This window comes from Pseudomonas morbosilactucae (assembly GCF_023241715.1).
GTDB classification, from domain to species: Bacteria; Pseudomonadota; Gammaproteobacteria; order Pseudomonadales; family Pseudomonadaceae; genus Aquipseudomonas; species Aquipseudomonas morbosilactucae.
In genome coordinates, this window is sequence record NZ_JALQCW010000065.1 from 166,455 (window position 1) to 181,868 (window position 15,414).

At 63.5% G+C, this 15,414-nt stretch carries 13 protein-coding genes, 1 pseudogene and 1 riboswitch; of the genes and pseudogenes, 8 read left to right on the plus strand and 6 right to left on the minus strand.

The window, feature by feature from the left end; genetic code table 11:
• The first annotated feature begins 47 nt into the window (after window positions 1-47).
• Window positions 48-1,472 (plus strand): bifunctional D-glycero-beta-D-manno-heptose-7-phosphate kinase/D-glycero-beta-D-manno-heptose 1-phosphate adenylyltransferase HldE, encoded by a 1,425-nt coding sequence (gene hldE / locus M1B34_RS23250; RefSeq protein WP_123329909.1) that lies wholly within the window; start codon window positions 48-50, stop codon window positions 1,470-1,472.
• 51 nt (window positions 1,473-1,523) lie between these two features.
• Here hldE and M1B34_RS23255 read toward each other — a convergent pair whose 3' ends face one another.
• The 4 genes from M1B34_RS23255 to M1B34_RS23270 form a co-directional block, all read right to left on the minus strand.
• Window positions 1,524-2,495 (minus strand): metal ABC transporter ATPase, encoded by a 972-nt coding sequence (locus M1B34_RS23255; RefSeq protein WP_268262826.1) that lies wholly within the window; start codon window positions 2,493-2,495, stop codon window positions 1,524-1,526.
• 41 nt (window positions 2,496-2,536) lie between these two features.
• The gene (locus M1B34_RS23260) at window positions 2,537-3,349 is read right to left on the minus strand and encodes an aldo/keto reductase (protein ID WP_123329488.1); all 813 of its coding nucleotides are present in this window, start codon (window positions 3,347-3,349) and stop codon (window positions 2,537-2,539) included.
• Window positions 3,346-4,521 carry an NAD(P)/FAD-dependent oxidoreductase gene (locus M1B34_RS23265; RefSeq protein ID WP_268266329.1) on the minus strand — a complete coding sequence of 392 codons (1,176 nt, stop codon included), beginning with the start codon at window positions 4,519-4,521 and terminating at the stop codon, window positions 3,346-3,348. The genes M1B34_RS23260 and M1B34_RS23265 overlap by 4 nt, the downstream gene beginning before the upstream one ends.
• 88 nt (window positions 4,522-4,609) lie before the next feature.
• On the minus strand, window positions 4,610-4,942 hold the full coding sequence (locus tag M1B34_RS23270) for a DMT family transporter (protein ID WP_123329491.1): 333 nt from the start codon (window positions 4,940-4,942) through the stop codon (window positions 4,610-4,612).
• Between the two features lie 109 nt (window positions 4,943-5,051).
• On the opposite strand from M1B34_RS23270, the gene M1B34_RS23275 reads away from it, so the two are divergent.
• Both M1B34_RS23275 and waaA read left to right on the plus strand, forming a co-directional pair.
• Window positions 5,052-5,936 (plus strand): LysR family transcriptional regulator, encoded by an 885-nt coding sequence (locus M1B34_RS23275; RefSeq protein WP_425273430.1) that lies wholly within the window; start codon window positions 5,052-5,054, stop codon window positions 5,934-5,936.
• A gap of 22 nt (window positions 5,937-5,958) precedes the next feature.
• Entirely contained in the window at window positions 5,959-7,242 is a 1,284-nt protein-coding gene (gene waaA / locus M1B34_RS23280; protein ID WP_268266330.1) for a lipid IV(A) 3-deoxy-D-manno-octulosonic acid transferase, read from the plus strand.
• A gap of 84 nt (window positions 7,243-7,326) precedes the next feature.
• On the opposite strand, the gene M1B34_RS23285 is transcribed toward waaA, so the two are convergent.
• Window positions 7,327-8,763, minus strand: a complete 1,437-nt coding sequence (locus tag M1B34_RS23285) for a TolC family outer membrane protein (protein ID WP_123329504.1) — start codon at window positions 8,761-8,763, stop codon at window positions 7,327-7,329.
• A gap of 196 nt (window positions 8,764-8,959) precedes the next feature.
• Window positions 8,960-9,065: riboswitch (TPP riboswitch) on the plus strand.
• A gap of 146 nt (window positions 9,066-9,211) precedes the next feature.
• Between M1B34_RS23285 and thiC the strand changes: the two genes are divergently transcribed.
• The gene (gene thiC / locus M1B34_RS23290) at window positions 9,212-11,101 is read left to right on the plus strand and encodes a phosphomethylpyrimidine synthase ThiC (protein ID WP_123329506.1); all 1,890 of its coding nucleotides are present in this window, start codon (window positions 9,212-9,214) and stop codon (window positions 11,099-11,101) included.
• Between the two features lie 103 nt (window positions 11,102-11,204).
• Window positions 11,205-12,497 carry a putative hydroxymethylpyrimidine transporter CytX gene (gene cytX / locus M1B34_RS23295; protein WP_268266331.1) on the plus strand — a complete coding sequence of 431 codons (1,293 nt, stop codon included), beginning with the start codon at window positions 11,205-11,207 and terminating at the stop codon, window positions 12,495-12,497.
• Here the strand turns inward: cytX and M1B34_RS23300 are convergent.
• A pseudogene (locus tag M1B34_RS23300) lies at window positions 12,466-13,211 on the minus strand (RsiV family protein). The gene cytX and the pseudogene M1B34_RS23300 overlap by 32 nt on opposite strands.
• Before the next feature lie 224 nt (window positions 13,212-13,435).
• On the opposite strand from M1B34_RS23300, the gene M1B34_RS23305 reads away from it, so the two are divergent.
• The 3 genes from M1B34_RS23305 to cpdA all read left to right on the plus strand — a co-directional run bounded on the left by M1B34_RS23305 (window position 13,436) and on the right by cpdA (window position 15,411).
• Window positions 13,436-14,053 carry an NUDIX domain-containing protein gene (locus tag M1B34_RS23305; RefSeq protein WP_268266332.1) on the plus strand — a complete coding sequence of 206 codons (618 nt, stop codon included), beginning with the start codon at window positions 13,436-13,438 and terminating at the stop codon, window positions 14,051-14,053.
• Entirely contained in the window at window positions 14,044-14,496 is a 453-nt protein-coding gene (locus M1B34_RS23310; protein WP_123329514.1) for a DUF1249 domain-containing protein, read from the plus strand. The genes M1B34_RS23305 and M1B34_RS23310 overlap by 10 nt, the downstream gene beginning before the upstream one ends.
• A gap of 99 nt (window positions 14,497-14,595) precedes the next feature.
• Entirely contained in the window at window positions 14,596-15,411 is an 816-nt protein-coding gene (gene cpdA, locus M1B34_RS23315; protein ID WP_268266333.1) for a 3',5'-cyclic-AMP phosphodiesterase, read from the plus strand.
• Window positions 15,412-15,414 lie beyond the last annotated feature (3 nt).

Sequence of the window (15,414 nt, forward strand, 5' to 3'; positions counted from 1 at the left end):
CCTGTGTTAATATCGCGCCCCTGTTCATTTTGTATGTGGGTTGCTCCATGAAGTTGTCCATGCCGCGATTCGATCAAGCCCCTGTCTTGGTGGTCGGCGATGTCATGCTCGACCGTTACTGGCATGGTGGTACCTCACGGATTTCCCCTGAGGCGCCGGTGCCGGTGGTCAAGGTCGAGCAAATCGAGGACCGCCCCGGCGGTGCCGCCAACGTTGCCCTGAACATCGCCGCCCTCGGCGCACCTGCCTCATTGGTGGGCGTGACCGGTGACGATGAAGCGGCTGAAAGCCTGACCAACAGTCTCCACGGCGCTGGTGTACGGGCTATTTTCCAACGCATCGCCCATCAGCCGACCATCGTCAAGCTGCGGGTCATGAGTCGTCACCAGCAACTGCTGCGAATTGATTTCGAAGAGCCGTTCGCCACTGACGCCCTGGCCCTGGCCACTGAAGTCGACGCGTTGCTAGAGGGGGTCAAGGTGCTGGTGTTGTCGGACTACGGCAAAGGCGCCCTGAAGAACCATCAGGTCCTGATCCAGGCCGCCCGCAACCGCGGTATTCCGGTGCTGGCGGACCCCAAGGGCAAGGATTTCTCCATCTACCGTGGCGCCAGCCTGATCACCCCTAACCTCAGTGAGTTCGAAACCATCGTTGGTGGTTGTGCCGACGAGCACGAACTGGTGAGCAAGGGCGCAACGCTGATGCACGACCTGGAATTGGGTGCCTTGCTGGTGACCCGTGGCGAGCACGGTATGACCCTGCTGCGCCCCGATCATCCGGCCCTGCATTTGCCGGCCCGGGCCCGTGAAGTGTTCGATGTCACCGGTGCCGGCGATACCGTCATCTCGACCCTGGCTGCGGCCATTGCGGCCGGCGAAGAGCTGCCCCACGCGGTGGCCCTGGCCAATCTGGCGGCGGGCATTGTGGTGGGCAAACTCGGTACTGCGGCGATCAGCGCCCCGGAGCTGCGTCGTGCCATCCAGCGTGAGGAAGGTTCCGAGCGTGGTGTGCTGAGCCTCGACCAGTTGTTGCTGGCGATCGACGATGCCCGTGCGCACAACGAGAAGATTGTCTTCACCAACGGCTGTTTCGACATTCTCCATGCCGGCCACGTGACCTACTTGGAGCAGGCGCGTGCCCAGGGCGATCGCCTGATCGTGGCGATCAACGACGATGCGTCGGTCAGCCGCCTGAAAGGGCCAGGCCGACCGATCAACAGCGTTGACCGGCGCATGGCCGTGCTGGCGGGGTTGGGCGCGGTGGATTGGGTAATCAGCTTCCCTGAAGGTACGCCGGAAAACCTGCTGAGCCAGGTCAAGCCCGATGTGCTGGTCAAGGGCGGTGACTACGGTATCGACCAAGTGGTCGGCGCCGATATCGTCAAGGCCTACGGCGGTACGGTGAAGGTCTTGGGGCTGGTGGAAAACAGCTCGACCACCGCCATCGTAGAGAAAATCCGCAAGTCCGAGTAAGGCCTGTCGGGTGTTGGCGTGTTCCCGCAGGGGAGCACGCCGCCTGTGGGTTCAGCGTTGCTGGCTGGCCTTCGCGGGCACGATCTTGCGCAAGATCTGCCGCGCCTTGCCGGTCAAACGCTTGAGTTTCGAGTCCTTTTCCGGCGCACTCAGGCCACGCTGCCTGAGCCAGTCTTTCCAGCGAATCCGCTCATCACGCACCAGCCAACCGTCCTGTTGGGCGAAGCTTTCTGCCAGGTACAAACCGCGAGTGCTGGCCGGGTGCAGGCGGTCTTTTTTCAGGGTGTAGAGCTCGCCGCAAGGCTGGCCATCCGTCAGCGGCATCAGGTACAGGTCCGGGCGCTTGCGATCCAGGCGTGCGACCAGTTGGTCGCCTTCCAGGCGTTCGTCGACATGGAACAGGCTCAGGGACTTGGCTTCCTTGGGGACGTCGAGGCGCAAGTCATAAATCAATTGCAATGACGCTGTGGGCAGGTGGACATAGGCCCGTGGGCGCTCGATCAATTGCAGGTTGGCGCACCGCACCGGGCGCGCCGCGCCAGACAGCGGCGTCAGGCGAAAGGGCAGGGCTTCGCGGTAATGCAGGGCGCCGGAGTAGGGCGTGGGCAGCCAGGTGTCGTTGAAGCGCCCGCCCAGCCAGCCCTCGGGCGTCTCCAGCAGGCATTCTTCGGCGATTTCCTGGATGGCCGTGTGCAGCGGCAGGTTCAGTTCCTGGGCCGGTACGTAACCGGAGATCAGCTTGAGCACCACGTCGCCGCGATCCTGACGGCGCTGGCGCACCAATACCCAGTAGTCGCGGTTTTGCCAATGCAGGGTCAGGCGCACCGAGACCCCGAGGTTGGCCAGTTCCAGGGCGAAACGCTCGGGATCGGCCACGGCCACCGGGCGGCGGCGTTGCAGGGTCTGGGAAAAATTTAGCGGCATCCCGACGCTCTGGTAGCTCAGGCCTTCGGGGGTCGCTTCGACGAATAACGGCAGGGTCTTGAAGTTGCTGGGGTTCTTTCTTATCAGCGTTCGCGGCATGTCGGCTCCTTCTTGCGTCGGGGTCGGCCGCGTCGGCGGCATCAGTTTTTGCTCAGGACCTGGGCAACGGTCGTCACATTATGGGCCAGGTGCAGGGGGTTGATGGTCCCGACAATAGCACTGGCAACGCCCGGCTGGTCAAACAACAACTCGAAGCTGGCGCGGACCGGGTCCACGCCCGGGCTGAGGCACACGTGGCCGCTGGCCAGGGCCTTTTTCACCAGGATGGCTTTGCCGTGGCGCGCCGCATAATCAATGACCGCCCGCTCGCTTTGTTCGTTCAGATTGTAGGTGACCATGGCGCAGTCGCCTTGCTCCAGTGCCTTGAGGCCGCCTTCGACGGTCTTGCCGGAAAAGCCGAAGCCACGGATCTTGCCTTCACGCTTGAGCGCCGCCAGGGTCTGGTAGACCTCGCCGTCATCGAGGATCGCCAAGTCATTGCCATCGGAGTGCACCAGCACCAGATCGATCACATCGGTTTCCAGGCGTTGCAGGCTGCGTTCCACCGATGCGCGGGTGTGCTGGGCGCTGAAGTCGTGCTGGGACAGGCCGTTGCTGAACTCTTCTCCCACCTTGCTGACAATCACCCAGTCCTGGCGCTGACCGCGCAGCAGCGGGCCCAGGCGTTCTTCACTGCGGCCGTAGGCCGGCGCGGTGTCGATCAGGTTGATGCCCAGGTCGCGGGCCAGTTTGAGCAGCATGCGGGCTTCGTCGTCCCCCGGGATCTGGAAGCCATTGGGGTACTTGACCCCTTGGTCGCGGCCCAGCTTGACGGTGCCCAGGCCCAGGGGCGACACCTGCAAGCCGGTGTTGCCCAGGGGGCGATGAAGGTCGTGCAGGGTGGCTTGGCTCATGGCAACAGTTGCTCCCAGGCGGGTTGTGCCACGGGCGGCTTGGGCAGACTGGGCAAGGTGTGCGCAGGGCCAGGCTGGATACCGTCACGGGCCAGCGCGGCCAACACCCGGTCGGCGAAATCCGGGGCCAGGGCCAATTTGGTCGGCCAGCCCACCAGCAGGCGATTCTGTTCGGCGAGAAAGGCGTTGTCCGGCCGGGTCAGGCCCGATTGTGCCGGCTCGGCGCGATCCACCCGCAAGGTGGCCCATTGCGCCTGGCTCAGGTCGACCCAGGGCAGCAGGTTGCCCAGCTCTTTTTGCGCGGCCGCGATCTGTGCGGCCGGTTCCCGGGCCACGCCTTCGGCTTCGGCGATGTCGCCACCCAGGTACCAGACCCACTGGCCATCGGCTGCAGGATGGGTGGTCACGGTGATCCGTGGCTTGGGGCCGCCGCCCAGGCAGTGGGCGTACAGCGGTTTCAGGCTCGGGCCCTTGACCATCACCATGTGCAAGGGGCGGCGTTGCATGGTCGGCTGGCTCAGGCCCAGGGCGCTGAGCAGTTCGGCGTTGCCGGCACCGGCGCTGAGGACGATGCGCTGGGCACGGATTTCGCGCTCATCGACGCGCAGCCCGACCAGTTCGCCCTGCTCCAGCAGCGGCTCGACGTGCTGCCCGGCCAGCAGGCCGTCACCGGCCAGTTGGGCCAGGCGCTCGATCAGGCTGGGCACGTCCACCACCAGTTCGGCCAAGCGATAGACCTTGCCCTTGAAGCGCTTGTCTTGCAGGGCAGGGGGCAGTTGCTCGCCCTTGACCTGATCGACCCGGCCGCGCACCGCCTTGCTGGCGAAGAAGCTGGTGAGGTTGCCGGCCAGGGTGCCAGGGGACCAGAGGTAGTGGGCTTCCGAGAGCAGGCGCACGCTGGACAGGTCCAGTTCGCCGTTGCCGGCCAGGGCCTCGCGCCAGCGGCGGGGCATGTCGGCGATGGCTTCCGAGGCGCCGGTCAGGGCACCGTGCAGGGCGTATTTGGCGCCGCCGTGGATGATGCCCTGGGATTTCACACTCTGCCCGCCGCCGAGGCTGGCACTTTCCACCAGCACAGTGGAAAAGCCCTGGCGACGCAGGCGCGCGTTGAGCCAGAGCCCGGCGACGCCAGCGCCGACAATCAGCACGTCGGTGGAAATAGCGGATGGCATGCAGCGACCTCGGGAAATAAAACGAAGCGGCAAGTTTCAAGCTTCAAGCCACAAGCTGCAAGCGTGGCGCTTTTCTTGCCGCTGTTTTTCAGTGCCCGGCGGTTTTCGAAAACAACTGGATCACCACCACTCCCAGGACGATCAGGGCCATGCCGAGCATGGCCGGGATGTCGAGCTTCTGCCCGTAGAGGAACAGCGCGGCGATGCTGACCATGACAATGCCCATGCCGGCCCAGACCGCGTAGGCCACGCCCACCGGCACCGTGCGCACCACCAGCGTCAGCATCCAGAAGGCGATGCCGTAGCCGACGATGATCAGCAGCAGGGGAATCGGGGTGCTCAGGCCCTTGACCGCTTTCATCGAAACAGTGGCGATCACTTCGGCGCAGATGGCGATGGCCAGGTAGTAGTAAGCGTTCATGGGGGTGTTCCTCGTGTAGATGCGGCGTTCTGAGGTGCGCATTCTAGGGCGAACACAGATGGGGTAAAGTCATTACCTATCTGAATGGGAGATAGGTTGAACCATGAGCGTGCAATGGAACCTGGAGCAAATGCGCTTGTTCGTCAGCGTGGCCGAGCAGCGTTCGTTTTCCGCTGTGGCGCGTCAGCAGCGCAAGGCCCAGTCGGCGGTCAGCAGTTCGATTGCCCTGCTGGAGGAAGACCTGGGCGTCAGCCTGTTCGAGCGTAGCAGCGGGCGCCAGCCCCGGCTTACCGAAGCCGGCAGCGCCCTGTTGCAGGAGGCCCGGGAAATATTGCGCCAATGCGATCGTCTCAACGGCCGGGCGCTAGCCATGATGCGCGGCCAGGAAGCCCGTTTGCGCCTGGCCCAGGACGAGGCGATGCCGTTTCAGCCGGTGCTCGACAGCCTGGAAGCCCTGGCCGAGGAATTCCCCAGCCTGGAAGTGCAACTGGCCAGCGCGGCCCAGGGCGATGTGGCGCGCAAACTCTTGGAGCGACGCGCTGACCTGGGCTTGCTGTTTCACCATGAGCACATGCCCGAGGCCCTGGAGCGGCAGGCGTTGGGTAGCGTCGAGATGGTCACGGTGTGCGCGGTGGGCCATCCCCTGGCCCATGAACAGCGTGTCGATCGCCAACTGTTGGCGCGCCACCGGCAGTTGTTGATTTCACCCTTGACCAGCGGCTACCCCGGCGGCGAAGCGATCAGCCCCCAGGTGTGGCGCGCCGACAGTTTCTACGTCATGGCCGAGTGGCTGATGCGGGGCCTGGGCTGGGCCTGGCTGCCGCGGCACGTGGTGCAGTACCCGGCCTATCAGCACCAGATGGTGGAACTGGTCAGTGAATGGACCCCGCCGGCGCTGGTGGTGGAGTTGGTCTGGCGCCGAGACGAGCCCCTGGGCCTGGCTGCCCGTTGGCTGGCGCAACGTTTTGCCGTGCACTTGAAGGCGATTGGCTAAAAAACCGATAAACTCCGCCGCCATGAATAGAACTCTCTACACCGCGCTGTTTTACCTGGGGCTGCCATTGGTGGCGATTCGGCTGTGGCTTCGGGCGCGCAAGGCGCCGGCCTATGCCCGGCGGATTGGCGAACGCTTCTCCTTCGGCCTGCCGCCGCTGCAGCCCGGGGGGATCTGGGTGCACGCGGTCTCGGTGGGTGAAAGCATCGCCGCCGCGCCGATGATCCGTCGATTGCTGGCCCAGTACCCGCAATGGCCGATCACCGTGACCTGCATGACGCCCACCGGCTCCGAACGGATCCAGGCCCTGTTCGCCAATGAACCGCGGATCCAGCACTGCTACCTGCCCTATGACTTGCCGTGCGCTGCTGCGCGCTTTCTGGATCGGCTGCAGCCCCGGCTGGCAGTCATCATGGAAACCGAACTGTGGCCGAACCATATTCATCAGTGCGCCAAACGCGGGATTCCAGTGGCCCTGGCCAATGCCCGATTGTCTGCACGCTCAGCCAAGGGCTACGGCCGCTTTGCCCGGTTGACCCGGCCAATGCTTCAGGAAATGAGCCTGTTCGCGGTGCAGACCGAGGCCGAGGCGGAACGCTTTCGTGCCCTGGGCGCGCGGCCGGAAACGGTCGAGGTGACCGGCTCGATCAAGTTCGACCTGACCATCGACCCGCAATTGCTGGCACGCGCCGCCGAGTTGCGTCAGCAATGGGGCGCTCTGGAGCGTCCGGTGTGGATCGCCGCCAGCACCCATGACGGCGAAGATGCGGTGGTGCTCGATGCCCATCGTCGCCTGCTGGACAGTTACCCCAACGCCTTGCTGATTCTGGTGCCGCGTCACCCTGAGCGCTTCGATTCAGTGTTCGAGCTGTGTCGGCAACAGGGCTTTGCCACGGTGCGCCGCTCCAGCGCCGAACCGGTGGGCAGCCACACCTCGGTGTTGTTGGGCGACACCATGGGCGAGCTGCTGTTTCTGTATGCCTTGGCCGACAGCGCGTTTGTCGGCGGCAGCCTGGTGCCCAATGGCGGGCACAATCTGCTGGAGCCGGCGGCCCTGGCCAAGCCGGTGCTGAGCGGGCCGCACCTGTTCAACTTCCTGGAAATCGCCGCCCTGCTGCGCGAGGCCGGTGCGCTGCAGGAAGTGGAGGACGCCGAAGGCTTGGCGGTGGCGGTGCAGCGTCTATTCGAGCTGCCACGGGATGCACAGAAAATGGCCGAAGCCGGGCTCAAGGTCATGGCCGCCAACCAGGGGGCATTGCAGCGTTTGCTGGATGGCTTGGGAGGCTTGCTCAAGGCTCGCCCCTGACGTCACTGCTGGAGGCTGAACGCAAAAGGCCGGTGCGATTCCTGTGAATCGCACCGGCCTTTTTTGTGCCTGTCGCGGCGAGGTTCAGCGCGCCTGCAATTGCTCTTGGGCCGCTTTGGCCAGGTCCGGCGGCAGGAAGTCGCGGTCCGGGTTGTAGTCGGCTTTCAGGTAGCGCGACAGGTCTTGCAGATCCCCGGGGTTCAGGGTTCCGGCGGCCTGCTTCAGGCGCAGGTTGTCGAGGATGTAGTCGTAGCGGCTGTTGTTGTAGTTGCGCACCGAGGTGTACAGCTGGCGCTGGGCATCGAGCACGTCGACGATGTTACGGGTCCCCACCTGATAGCCGATTTCCGTGGCTTCAACGGCGCTCTGGTTGGAGATGATCGACTGGCGCCGCGCCTGGACCTGCTCGACATCGGTGTTCACCGCGCGGTGCAGGTTGCGGGTGTTTTCCACCACCTGGCGGCGCAGGGATTCACGCTGCTGTTCGGTCTGGCTCAGGCGTGAGTACGACTCGCGCACTTGGGAGCTGGTCAGGCCGCCGCTGAAGATCGGGATGTTCAACTGCAAGCCGACACTGCGCTGTTCGACGTCGCCACCGTAACGCTGGCCTTGCAGGGCCGGGTCCGGGTTGCTGAAGCCGAAGGCGTCGTTGTCGCCCTTCTTGTACTGCGCCACGGCGTCCAGGGTGGGTGCATGGCCGGCCTTGCGCTGCTTGAGGGTTTCTTCGGCGGCGCTGACCGCGTAGTTGCTGGCCAGCAGATTGAGGTTCTGCTTGGCGGCGGTGTCGACCCAGGCCTTGGCGTCGTTCGGTGAGGGCGCCAGCACCGGCAGGGTGTGGACGATGCCCTGGATTGAGTTGTACTGGCGGTTGGTCAGGGTGATCAGGGCTTCGAACGCATCGTCCACCTGGCGCTGGGCGAGGATCCGGTTGGCCCGGGCGGTGTCGTAGCTGGCCTGGGATTGCAGGACGTCGGTCTTGTCCGACAGGCCCACGTCGAAGCGCTCGTTGGACTGGTCCAGCTGTCGTTTGAAGGCCGACTCTTCGGCCTTGGTCGAGGCCAGGTTGTCCTGGGCGCGCAGCACCGCGAAGTAGTTTTCCGCGCTTTGCAGGATCAGGTTCTGTTCAGTGGCCGAGAGCTGCAGGGCAGCCTGCTCGTTGACGTCCTTGGCGGCCTGCAACTGGAACCAGCGATCGGCGCGGAACAGTGGCTGGGCCAGGGTCGCCTGGTACACCGTGCCGCTGCGTGTGGAGGTCGCCGAAGGCCGATCGATTTGCGTGCGGGTGTTGTTCAGGTCTGCACCGGCCGAGAGGTTGGGCAGCAGGCCGGCACGGGCCTGGGGCACCACTTCCTTCTGGGCGCCGTATTGGGCGCGGGCGGCAGCCAGGTCGGCGTTGTTGTCCACGGCTTCCTGGTAGACGCTGACCAGATCGGTCTTGGTGGTTAAGGGCGCTTCTGCTGCCCAAGCCATTCCATTGGACGCACAAGACACGGCAAGGGCCAGTGAGAGTTTGCGCAGCATGAGGCGATCCCTTGAGTAATATTACGAGGATAATTCAGGCGCCAAGGCTAAGTCTCGCTCTCGGGAGCGTCAAGGCTTGGCGCGGCCCAGCGAGTGTAGATGTGCTGACTTATGGCAACAATCCTGCAATTACGCCATTCATCATGCTGATTGCACGGGGATTGGCATTGCGCCCGGACTTTGGTCTAGACTGCGCCAGTTCTTGTCGGGGTGCCTTGCTATGAGGCTGAGATCGAATAATTTCGGATCCCGTTGAACCTGATCAGGTTAGCGCCTGCGTAGGGAACAAGATTTCTCGTCACCCGGCGAGTCCTCTTGTGCTTCGTCCGGGAAATTGTTCGACAATCGAACGCTCGACGACGATGCACAGCACCAGTCCTGGTGCGTCCGTGCCTTTCAGGTTCTGCTCCGACAATCCACTGCCTGGATGCTGTCTGGAGAGCCCGTGATGACTACAAAATCTAAAAACGCGATCAACCTGAGCGATTCGGCCAAGGTCGACGAACAATCGGTCAAGCCGTTCACCCGTTCGCAAAAAGTCTACGTTCAGGGTTCTCGCCCGGACATCCGCGTGCCGATGCGCGAAATCACCCTTGATGTGACGCCTACCGATTTCGGCGGCGAAATCAACGCGCCGGTCACCGTTTATGACACCTCCGGCCCTTACACCGACCCGAACGTGGTGATCGACGTGCGCAAGGGGCTGGGCGATGTGCGCTCGGCCTGGATCGACGACCGTGGCGACACCGAGCGCCTGGCGGGCCTGAGCTCCAACTTCGGCCAGCAGCGCCTGGCCGATGCCGAGCTGACCAAACTGCGCTTCGCCCACGTCAACAACCCGCGTCGGGCCAAGGCCGGGGCCAACGTCAGCCAGATGCACTATGCCCGCCAGGGCATCATCACTGCCGAGATGGAATACGTCGCGATCCGCGAAAACATGAAGCTCCAGGAGGCCCGCGCCGCCGGCCTGCTGAAGCAGCAACACGCCGGCCACAGCTTCGGTGCCAGCATCCCGAAAGAAATCACCCCAGAGTTCGTCCGCGAGGAAATCGCCCGCGGCCGCGCCATCATCCCGGCCAACATCAACCACGTTGAGCTGGAGCCGATGATCATCGGCCGTAATTTCCTGGTGAAGATCAACGGCAATATTGGCAACAGCGCCCTGGGTTCTTCCATCGAGGAAGAAGTGGCGAAACTGACCTGGGGCATTCGCTGGGGTTCGGACACGGTGATGGACTTGTCCACCGGCAAGCACATCCATGAAACCCGCGAATGGATCATCCGTAACTCGCCGGTGCCGATTGGTACCGTGCCGATCTACCAGGCTTTGGAAAAGGTCAACGGCGTGGCCGAGGACCTGACCTGGGAGCTGTTCCGCGACACTTTGATCGAGCAGGCCGAGCAGGGCGTGGACTATTTCACCATCCACGCCGGGGTGCTGCTGCGCTATGTGCCGTTGACCGCCAAACGCGTGACCGGCATCGTTTCCCGGGGCGGCTCGATCATGGCCAAGTGGTGCCTGGCGCACCATAAAGAGAACTTCCTCTACACCCACTTCGACGAAATCTGCGAAATCATGAAGGCCTACGACGTCAGCTTCTCCTTGGGGGATGGCCTGCGTCCGGGTTCGATTGCCGACGCCAACGACGAAGCTCAGTTCGGTGAGCTGGAGACCCTCGGCGAGCTGACCAAGATTGCCTGGAAGCACGACGTGCAGTGCATGATCGAAGGCCCGGGCCACGTGCCGATGCAGTTGATCAAGGAGAACATGGACAAGCAGCTGGAGTGCTGCGACGAGGCGCCGTTCTACACCCTCGGCCCGCTGACCACCGACATCGCTCCAGGCTACGACCACATCACTTCGGGCATCGGTGCGGCAATGATCGGCTGGTTCGGCTGCGCCATGCTGTGCTACGTGACGCCCAAGGAGCACTTGGGCCTGCCGAACAAGGATGACGTGAAGACCGGGATCATCACCTACAAGATCGCCGCCCATGCTGCCGACCTTGCCAAAGGCCACCCTGGCGCGCAGATCCGCGACAACGCCCTGTCCAAGGCGCGTTTCGAGTTCCGTTGGGAGGACCAGTTCAACCTTGGCCTGGACCCGGACACCGCGCGCTCGTACCACGACGAAACCCTGCCGAAGGACTCGGCCAAGGTGGCGCATTTCTGCTCCATGTGCGGGCCGAAGTTCTGCTCGATGAAAATCACCCAGGAAGTCCGCGAGTACGCGGCCAACCAACGCATCGAAGCGGTGGACGTGGACGTCGCCAAAGGCCTGGCGGAACAGGCCGAGCGCTTCAAGCAGGAAGGTAGTCAGCTTTACAAGAAGGTTTAAGTCGCGGGCTGCAAGCTTCAAGCTCCAGGCAAGGGCGCCGCGCCTTTTCTTGGGGCTTGAAGCTCGCAGCTGCTTTTCTCTGCTCCCCTCCGAGTACGCCCCTTTGAGCATTCAACCCAGTACCTACTCCCCCGATCACGCGGTGCCTTTGGCGCAGCGTGTGTTCGGTGCGCGCGATCTGTTTTCCCTGTGGTTTTCCCTCGGTATCGGCTTGATGGTGTTGCAGACCGGTGCGCTGTTGGCGCCGGGGCTGGGCCTGTCGGGTTCGCTGCTGGCGATTTTCCTTGGCACGGCGGTGGGCGTCTTGCTGCTGGCGGCGGTGGGGGTGATCGGTAGCGATACCGGGTTGTCGTCCATGGCCGCGCTCAAGCTCAGCCTTGGCAACCGCGGCGCCAGCCTGCCGGCGTTGCTCAACCTGCTGCAGCTGGTGGGGTGGGGCTCGTTTGAAATCATCGTCATGCGCGATGCGGCAAGCCTGCTCGGCACGCGCGCGTTCAGCGAGGGCAGCCTGCTGGCCAGCCCCTTGCTCTGGACCTTGTTCTTCGGTGCCCTGGCCACTTTGCTGGCGGTCAGCGGCCCTCTCACCTTCGTGCGGCAGATTTTGCGCAAGTGGGGCATCTGGTTGCTGCTGGCGGCGTGCCTGTGGCTGACCTGGAACCTGCTGGCCAAGGTCGACCTGGGTGCCTTGTGGGCCCAGGCCGGTGACGGTTCGATGCCGTTTGCCGTGGGCTTCGATATCGCCATTGCCATGCCGCTGTCGTGGCTGCCACTGATCGCCGACTATTCGCGGTTCGGCAAGCGCGCCAAAAACGTGTTTGGTGGCACCGCCCTGGGCTTCTTTATCGGCAATTTCTGGCTGATGAGCCTGGGCGTCGCCTACACCTTGGCGTTCGCTCCTAGCGGTGAAGTGAATGCCCTGCTGTTGGCGCTGGCCGGCGCTGGCCTGGGGATTCCGCTGCTGCTGATTCTCTTGGACGAGTCGGAAAACGCCTTTGCCGATATCCATTCGGCGGCAGTGTCCAGCGGTATTCTATTGCGGCTGAAGGTCGAGCACCTGGCGTTGGCGATTGGTGTGATTTGCACCCTGATCGCCTGCCTGGCGCCGCTGGCCCAGTACCAGAACTTCCTGTTGCTGATCGGCTCGGTGTTTGCGCCGCTGTTCGGCGTGGTGCTGGTGGATCACTTCATCCTGCGCAAGCGCGGGGCTTTGCCGGTGTCGTTTGCGCTGCGTTGGCCGGCCTTGCTGGCCTGGCTGGGTGGGGTCAGCACTTATCACTTGTTGGCCAACGTCTACCCGGATGTGGGCGCGACCCTGCCCGCGTTGATCCTGGCAGGGGCGCTGCAATGGCTGTTGGGCCGGGCGTTCAGTTACGGCCAGGGAACAGCTCGGGCTTGAGAATGCGCCCAGGCGGTTGTAAGGGATCTTCAGTTCGACGTGGCCGAGGGCGTAAGGCGCGATCACCGACACGTCGTACTTGAGGATCACGCCGCCGTAGGTCAAAGCCACGTTCGGGGTTTTCTGGAAGGGCCAGCTTTTGATGTACTCCGGCTCCTGGTCCAGCTTGGTGCTGATCAACCAGCTGTTGTGGGCCACTTGCGCAGCTTTCCAGAACGCCTCTTCCTGGCCCGGCAGCAGCATGTCCGAGAGGTTCAGGGCCTTGTGCTGCTGGCGCGAATAGTTGATGAAGCCACGGCCCGGCGTGCCGTGGGCGCCGCCGGTGTCCAGGTAGCTGGCCAGTTCGATGATCACCAAGCCGTCATGCTGTTCCCGTACCTTGGATTGCAGGTACATGCTGTTGCGGCTGGGCGCCTGGCGCAGGAATTGCTCGCGGTAGGCGGTCAGGGTCGCGGGTGTCGCGGCGTCCGGGCTGGTGCGGGTCATTTGCAGCAGGCGCTTTTCGATGATCGCGTCCAGCTGTGGCTCGGCGGCGAAGTGCACGATGTCGAGGTTCACCAGCGGGCAATCCTGGCCGTCGCAGCCGGGCTTGATCTGTTCCGACTTGTCGCGGGTGCTTTCCAGCGGTGTCCGGTAGTTGGGTTGGAACAGGCTTTGGCAGGCGCCCAGGGTCAGGGCAATACAGGCCACGGAGGCGATTTTAACGAGTGACATGGGCGTCCTTTCTAAACCAGGGGGAAGCAAAAGTTACCGGCTTCGACTGTCAGCGAGGCAGTCGGTTCGCCACTAAGCTCAATGCAGGCAATTAGATTAGGTTTGCCCCCCCGCCGTCTATCCCGCTGAGGGCAAAGGGGCTGCACCATGGGCCGCGAGCGCGTTAGGATGGCGCGAAGTCGAGGGGGATCCTCGGATCGAATACGTTGTACACGAGGACTGCAATGACTGACTTTGCCAAGGCCACTCCGAGCGCCGTCGAGATCATCCGGCGCGACAACTGCTTCCAGGGTTTCTACCGGCTCGATCGTCTGCAGCTGCGCCATGAGCTGTTTGCCGGTGGCATGGGGCGGGAAATCAGCCGCGAAGTGTTCGTTCGTCATGATGCCGTTTGCGTGCTGCCCTACGATCCGCAGCGCGATGAAGTGGTGCTGATCGAGCAGTTCCGGGTCGGCGCCATGGGCAAGGCAGCGACGCCCTGGCTGGTGGAACTGGTGGCCGGGTTGATCGACAAGGACGAGCAACCGGAAGAAGTTGCTCACCGCGAAGCACAGGAGGAAGCTGGGCTGACCTTCTCCGCATTGTGGCCGATGCTTCAGTATTTCCCGTCGCCAGGGGGCAGCACCGAGTTCGTGCATCTGTTTCTCGGTCGCTGCGACAGCCGCGGGGCCGGTGGCCTGCATGGCCTGGTGGAGGAGGCGGAAGACATTCGGGTTTCGGTCTGGGCCCTGGAAGATGCATTGCAAGCGGTACGGGACGGACGGATTGCCAATGCGGCGAGCATCATCGCCCTGCAATGGCTGGCGTTGAGCCGGGCTGAAGTGAGGGGGCTATGGTCGTAAACAAAGCACGCGATCGCTATCGGGTGGACCTCGTGGGCCTGCAAGCCGCCTGCGAGGCCAACTATGCCCGCCTGATGCGCTTGTTGCCCGACATGCGCAACCAGCCGGTGGCGCGGCGTATTGCGGTGACCCAGGGTGACCAGATGCTCGGCGTGCTGGCCCTGGAGGTGTTGCTGGCCTGCCCCTACACCACCACCTTGCAGGTACGCCAGGAACACAGCCTGCCGTGGTTGCCGGTGCCGCAGTTGGAAGTGCAGGTCTATCACGATGCGCGCATGGCGGAAGTCATCAGCGCCGAGCACGCCCGGCGCTTTCGAGGCATCTACCCCTATCCCAATGCATTCATGCATCAGCCTGATGAGAAGGCCCAACTGAATGTCTTCCTGGGCGAGTGGCTGAGTCACTGCCTGGCTTGCGGCCATGAGTTCGAGGCTGTGCGTTAGATGTGAACTGTGTCCGGTTCACGGGTTTCCTCTTTTTAATTTCCCCCAGCATAATTGCCCCCATCTTCATGCCCCGCGATTCTGCCTTGGGAGAACGCCTTGCCCAGCGTATCCACTCTGACCACCGATGATCCTGTGTTGCTGGTGCAACTCTCCGACAGCCACCTGTTCGCCGAGGCGGACGGAACGCTGTTGGGCATGAACACCTGCGACAGCCTGCAACGGGTGATCGAATTGGTGCTGGCGCAGCAGCCACAGATCGACCTGATGCTGGCCACGGGGGACTTGTCGCAGGACGGGACCCTGGAGTCCTACCAGCGCTTTCGCGACATGACCCGGCAGATATCGGCCCCGGCTCGCTGGATCCCGGGGAATCACGACGAGCCGCAGATCATGGCCCTGGCGGCGATGCAAAGCCCGTTGCTGGAGCCGGTGGTGGACATCGGTAATTGGCGCATCACCTTGCTCGACTCGGCGGTGTCCGGCTCAGTACCCGGTTATTTGCAGGATGAGCAACTGCAGCTGCTGGCGCGCTCCCTGAGTGAAGCACCTGAACGTCATCACCTGATTTGCCTGCACCATCATCCGGTGTCCATCGGCTGTGCCTGGATGGAACCCATCGGCCTGCGTAACCCCGAAGCCCTGTTTGCCGTGCTGGAGCGCTTTCCCCAGGCGCGGGCCGTGCTCTGGGGACATGTGCACCAGGAAATCGATCGCCCCCAAGGGGCGCTGCGGCTGCTGGCATCGCCCTCGACCTGCATCCAGTTCGAGCCGGGCAGCGAGGACTTCAAGGTCGATGAGCGGGCGCCGGGTTATCGCTGGCTGCGGCTGCTGCCCGATGGACGGTTGGAAACCGGCGTGGAGCGGGTCAGCGGCTTTGTTTTCACCGTCGATTACGGCAGCAACGGCTACTGACAC

What these genes read in the sequence shown, in the direction of transcription:
- hldE (WP_123329909.1), top strand. Translation starts at nt 48, where the DNA reads ATGAAGTTGTCCATGCCGCGATTCGATCAAGCCCCTGTCTTGGTGGTC.
- M1B34_RS23255 (WP_268262826.1), bottom strand. Translation starts at nt 2,495, where the DNA reads ATGCCGCGAACGCTGATAAGAAAGAACCCCAGCAACTTCAAGACCCTG.
- M1B34_RS23260 (WP_123329488.1), bottom strand. Translation starts at nt 3,349, where the DNA reads ATGAGCCAAGCCACCCTGCACGACCTTCATCGCCCCCTGGGCAACACC.
- M1B34_RS23265 (WP_268266329.1), bottom strand. Translation starts at nt 4,521, where the DNA reads ATGCCATCCGCTATTTCCACCGACGTGCTGATTGTCGGCGCTGGCGTC.
- M1B34_RS23270 (WP_123329491.1), bottom strand. Translation starts at nt 4,942, where the DNA reads ATGAACGCTTACTACTACCTGGCCATCGCCATCTGCGCCGAAGTGATC.
- waaA (WP_268266330.1), top strand. Translation starts at nt 5,959, where the DNA reads ATGAATAGAACTCTCTACACCGCGCTGTTTTACCTGGGGCTGCCATTG.
- M1B34_RS23285 (WP_123329504.1), bottom strand. Translation starts at nt 8,763, where the DNA reads ATGCTGCGCAAACTCTCACTGGCCCTTGCCGTGTCTTGTGCGTCCAAT.
- thiC (WP_123329506.1), top strand. Translation starts at nt 9,212, where the DNA reads ATGACTACAAAATCTAAAAACGCGATCAACCTGAGCGATTCGGCCAAG.
- M1B34_RS23305 (WP_268266332.1), top strand. Translation starts at nt 13,436, where the DNA reads ATGACTGACTTTGCCAAGGCCACTCCGAGCGCCGTCGAGATCATCCGG.
- M1B34_RS23310 (WP_123329514.1), top strand. Translation starts at nt 14,044, where the DNA reads ATGGTCGTAAACAAAGCACGCGATCGCTATCGGGTGGACCTCGTGGGC.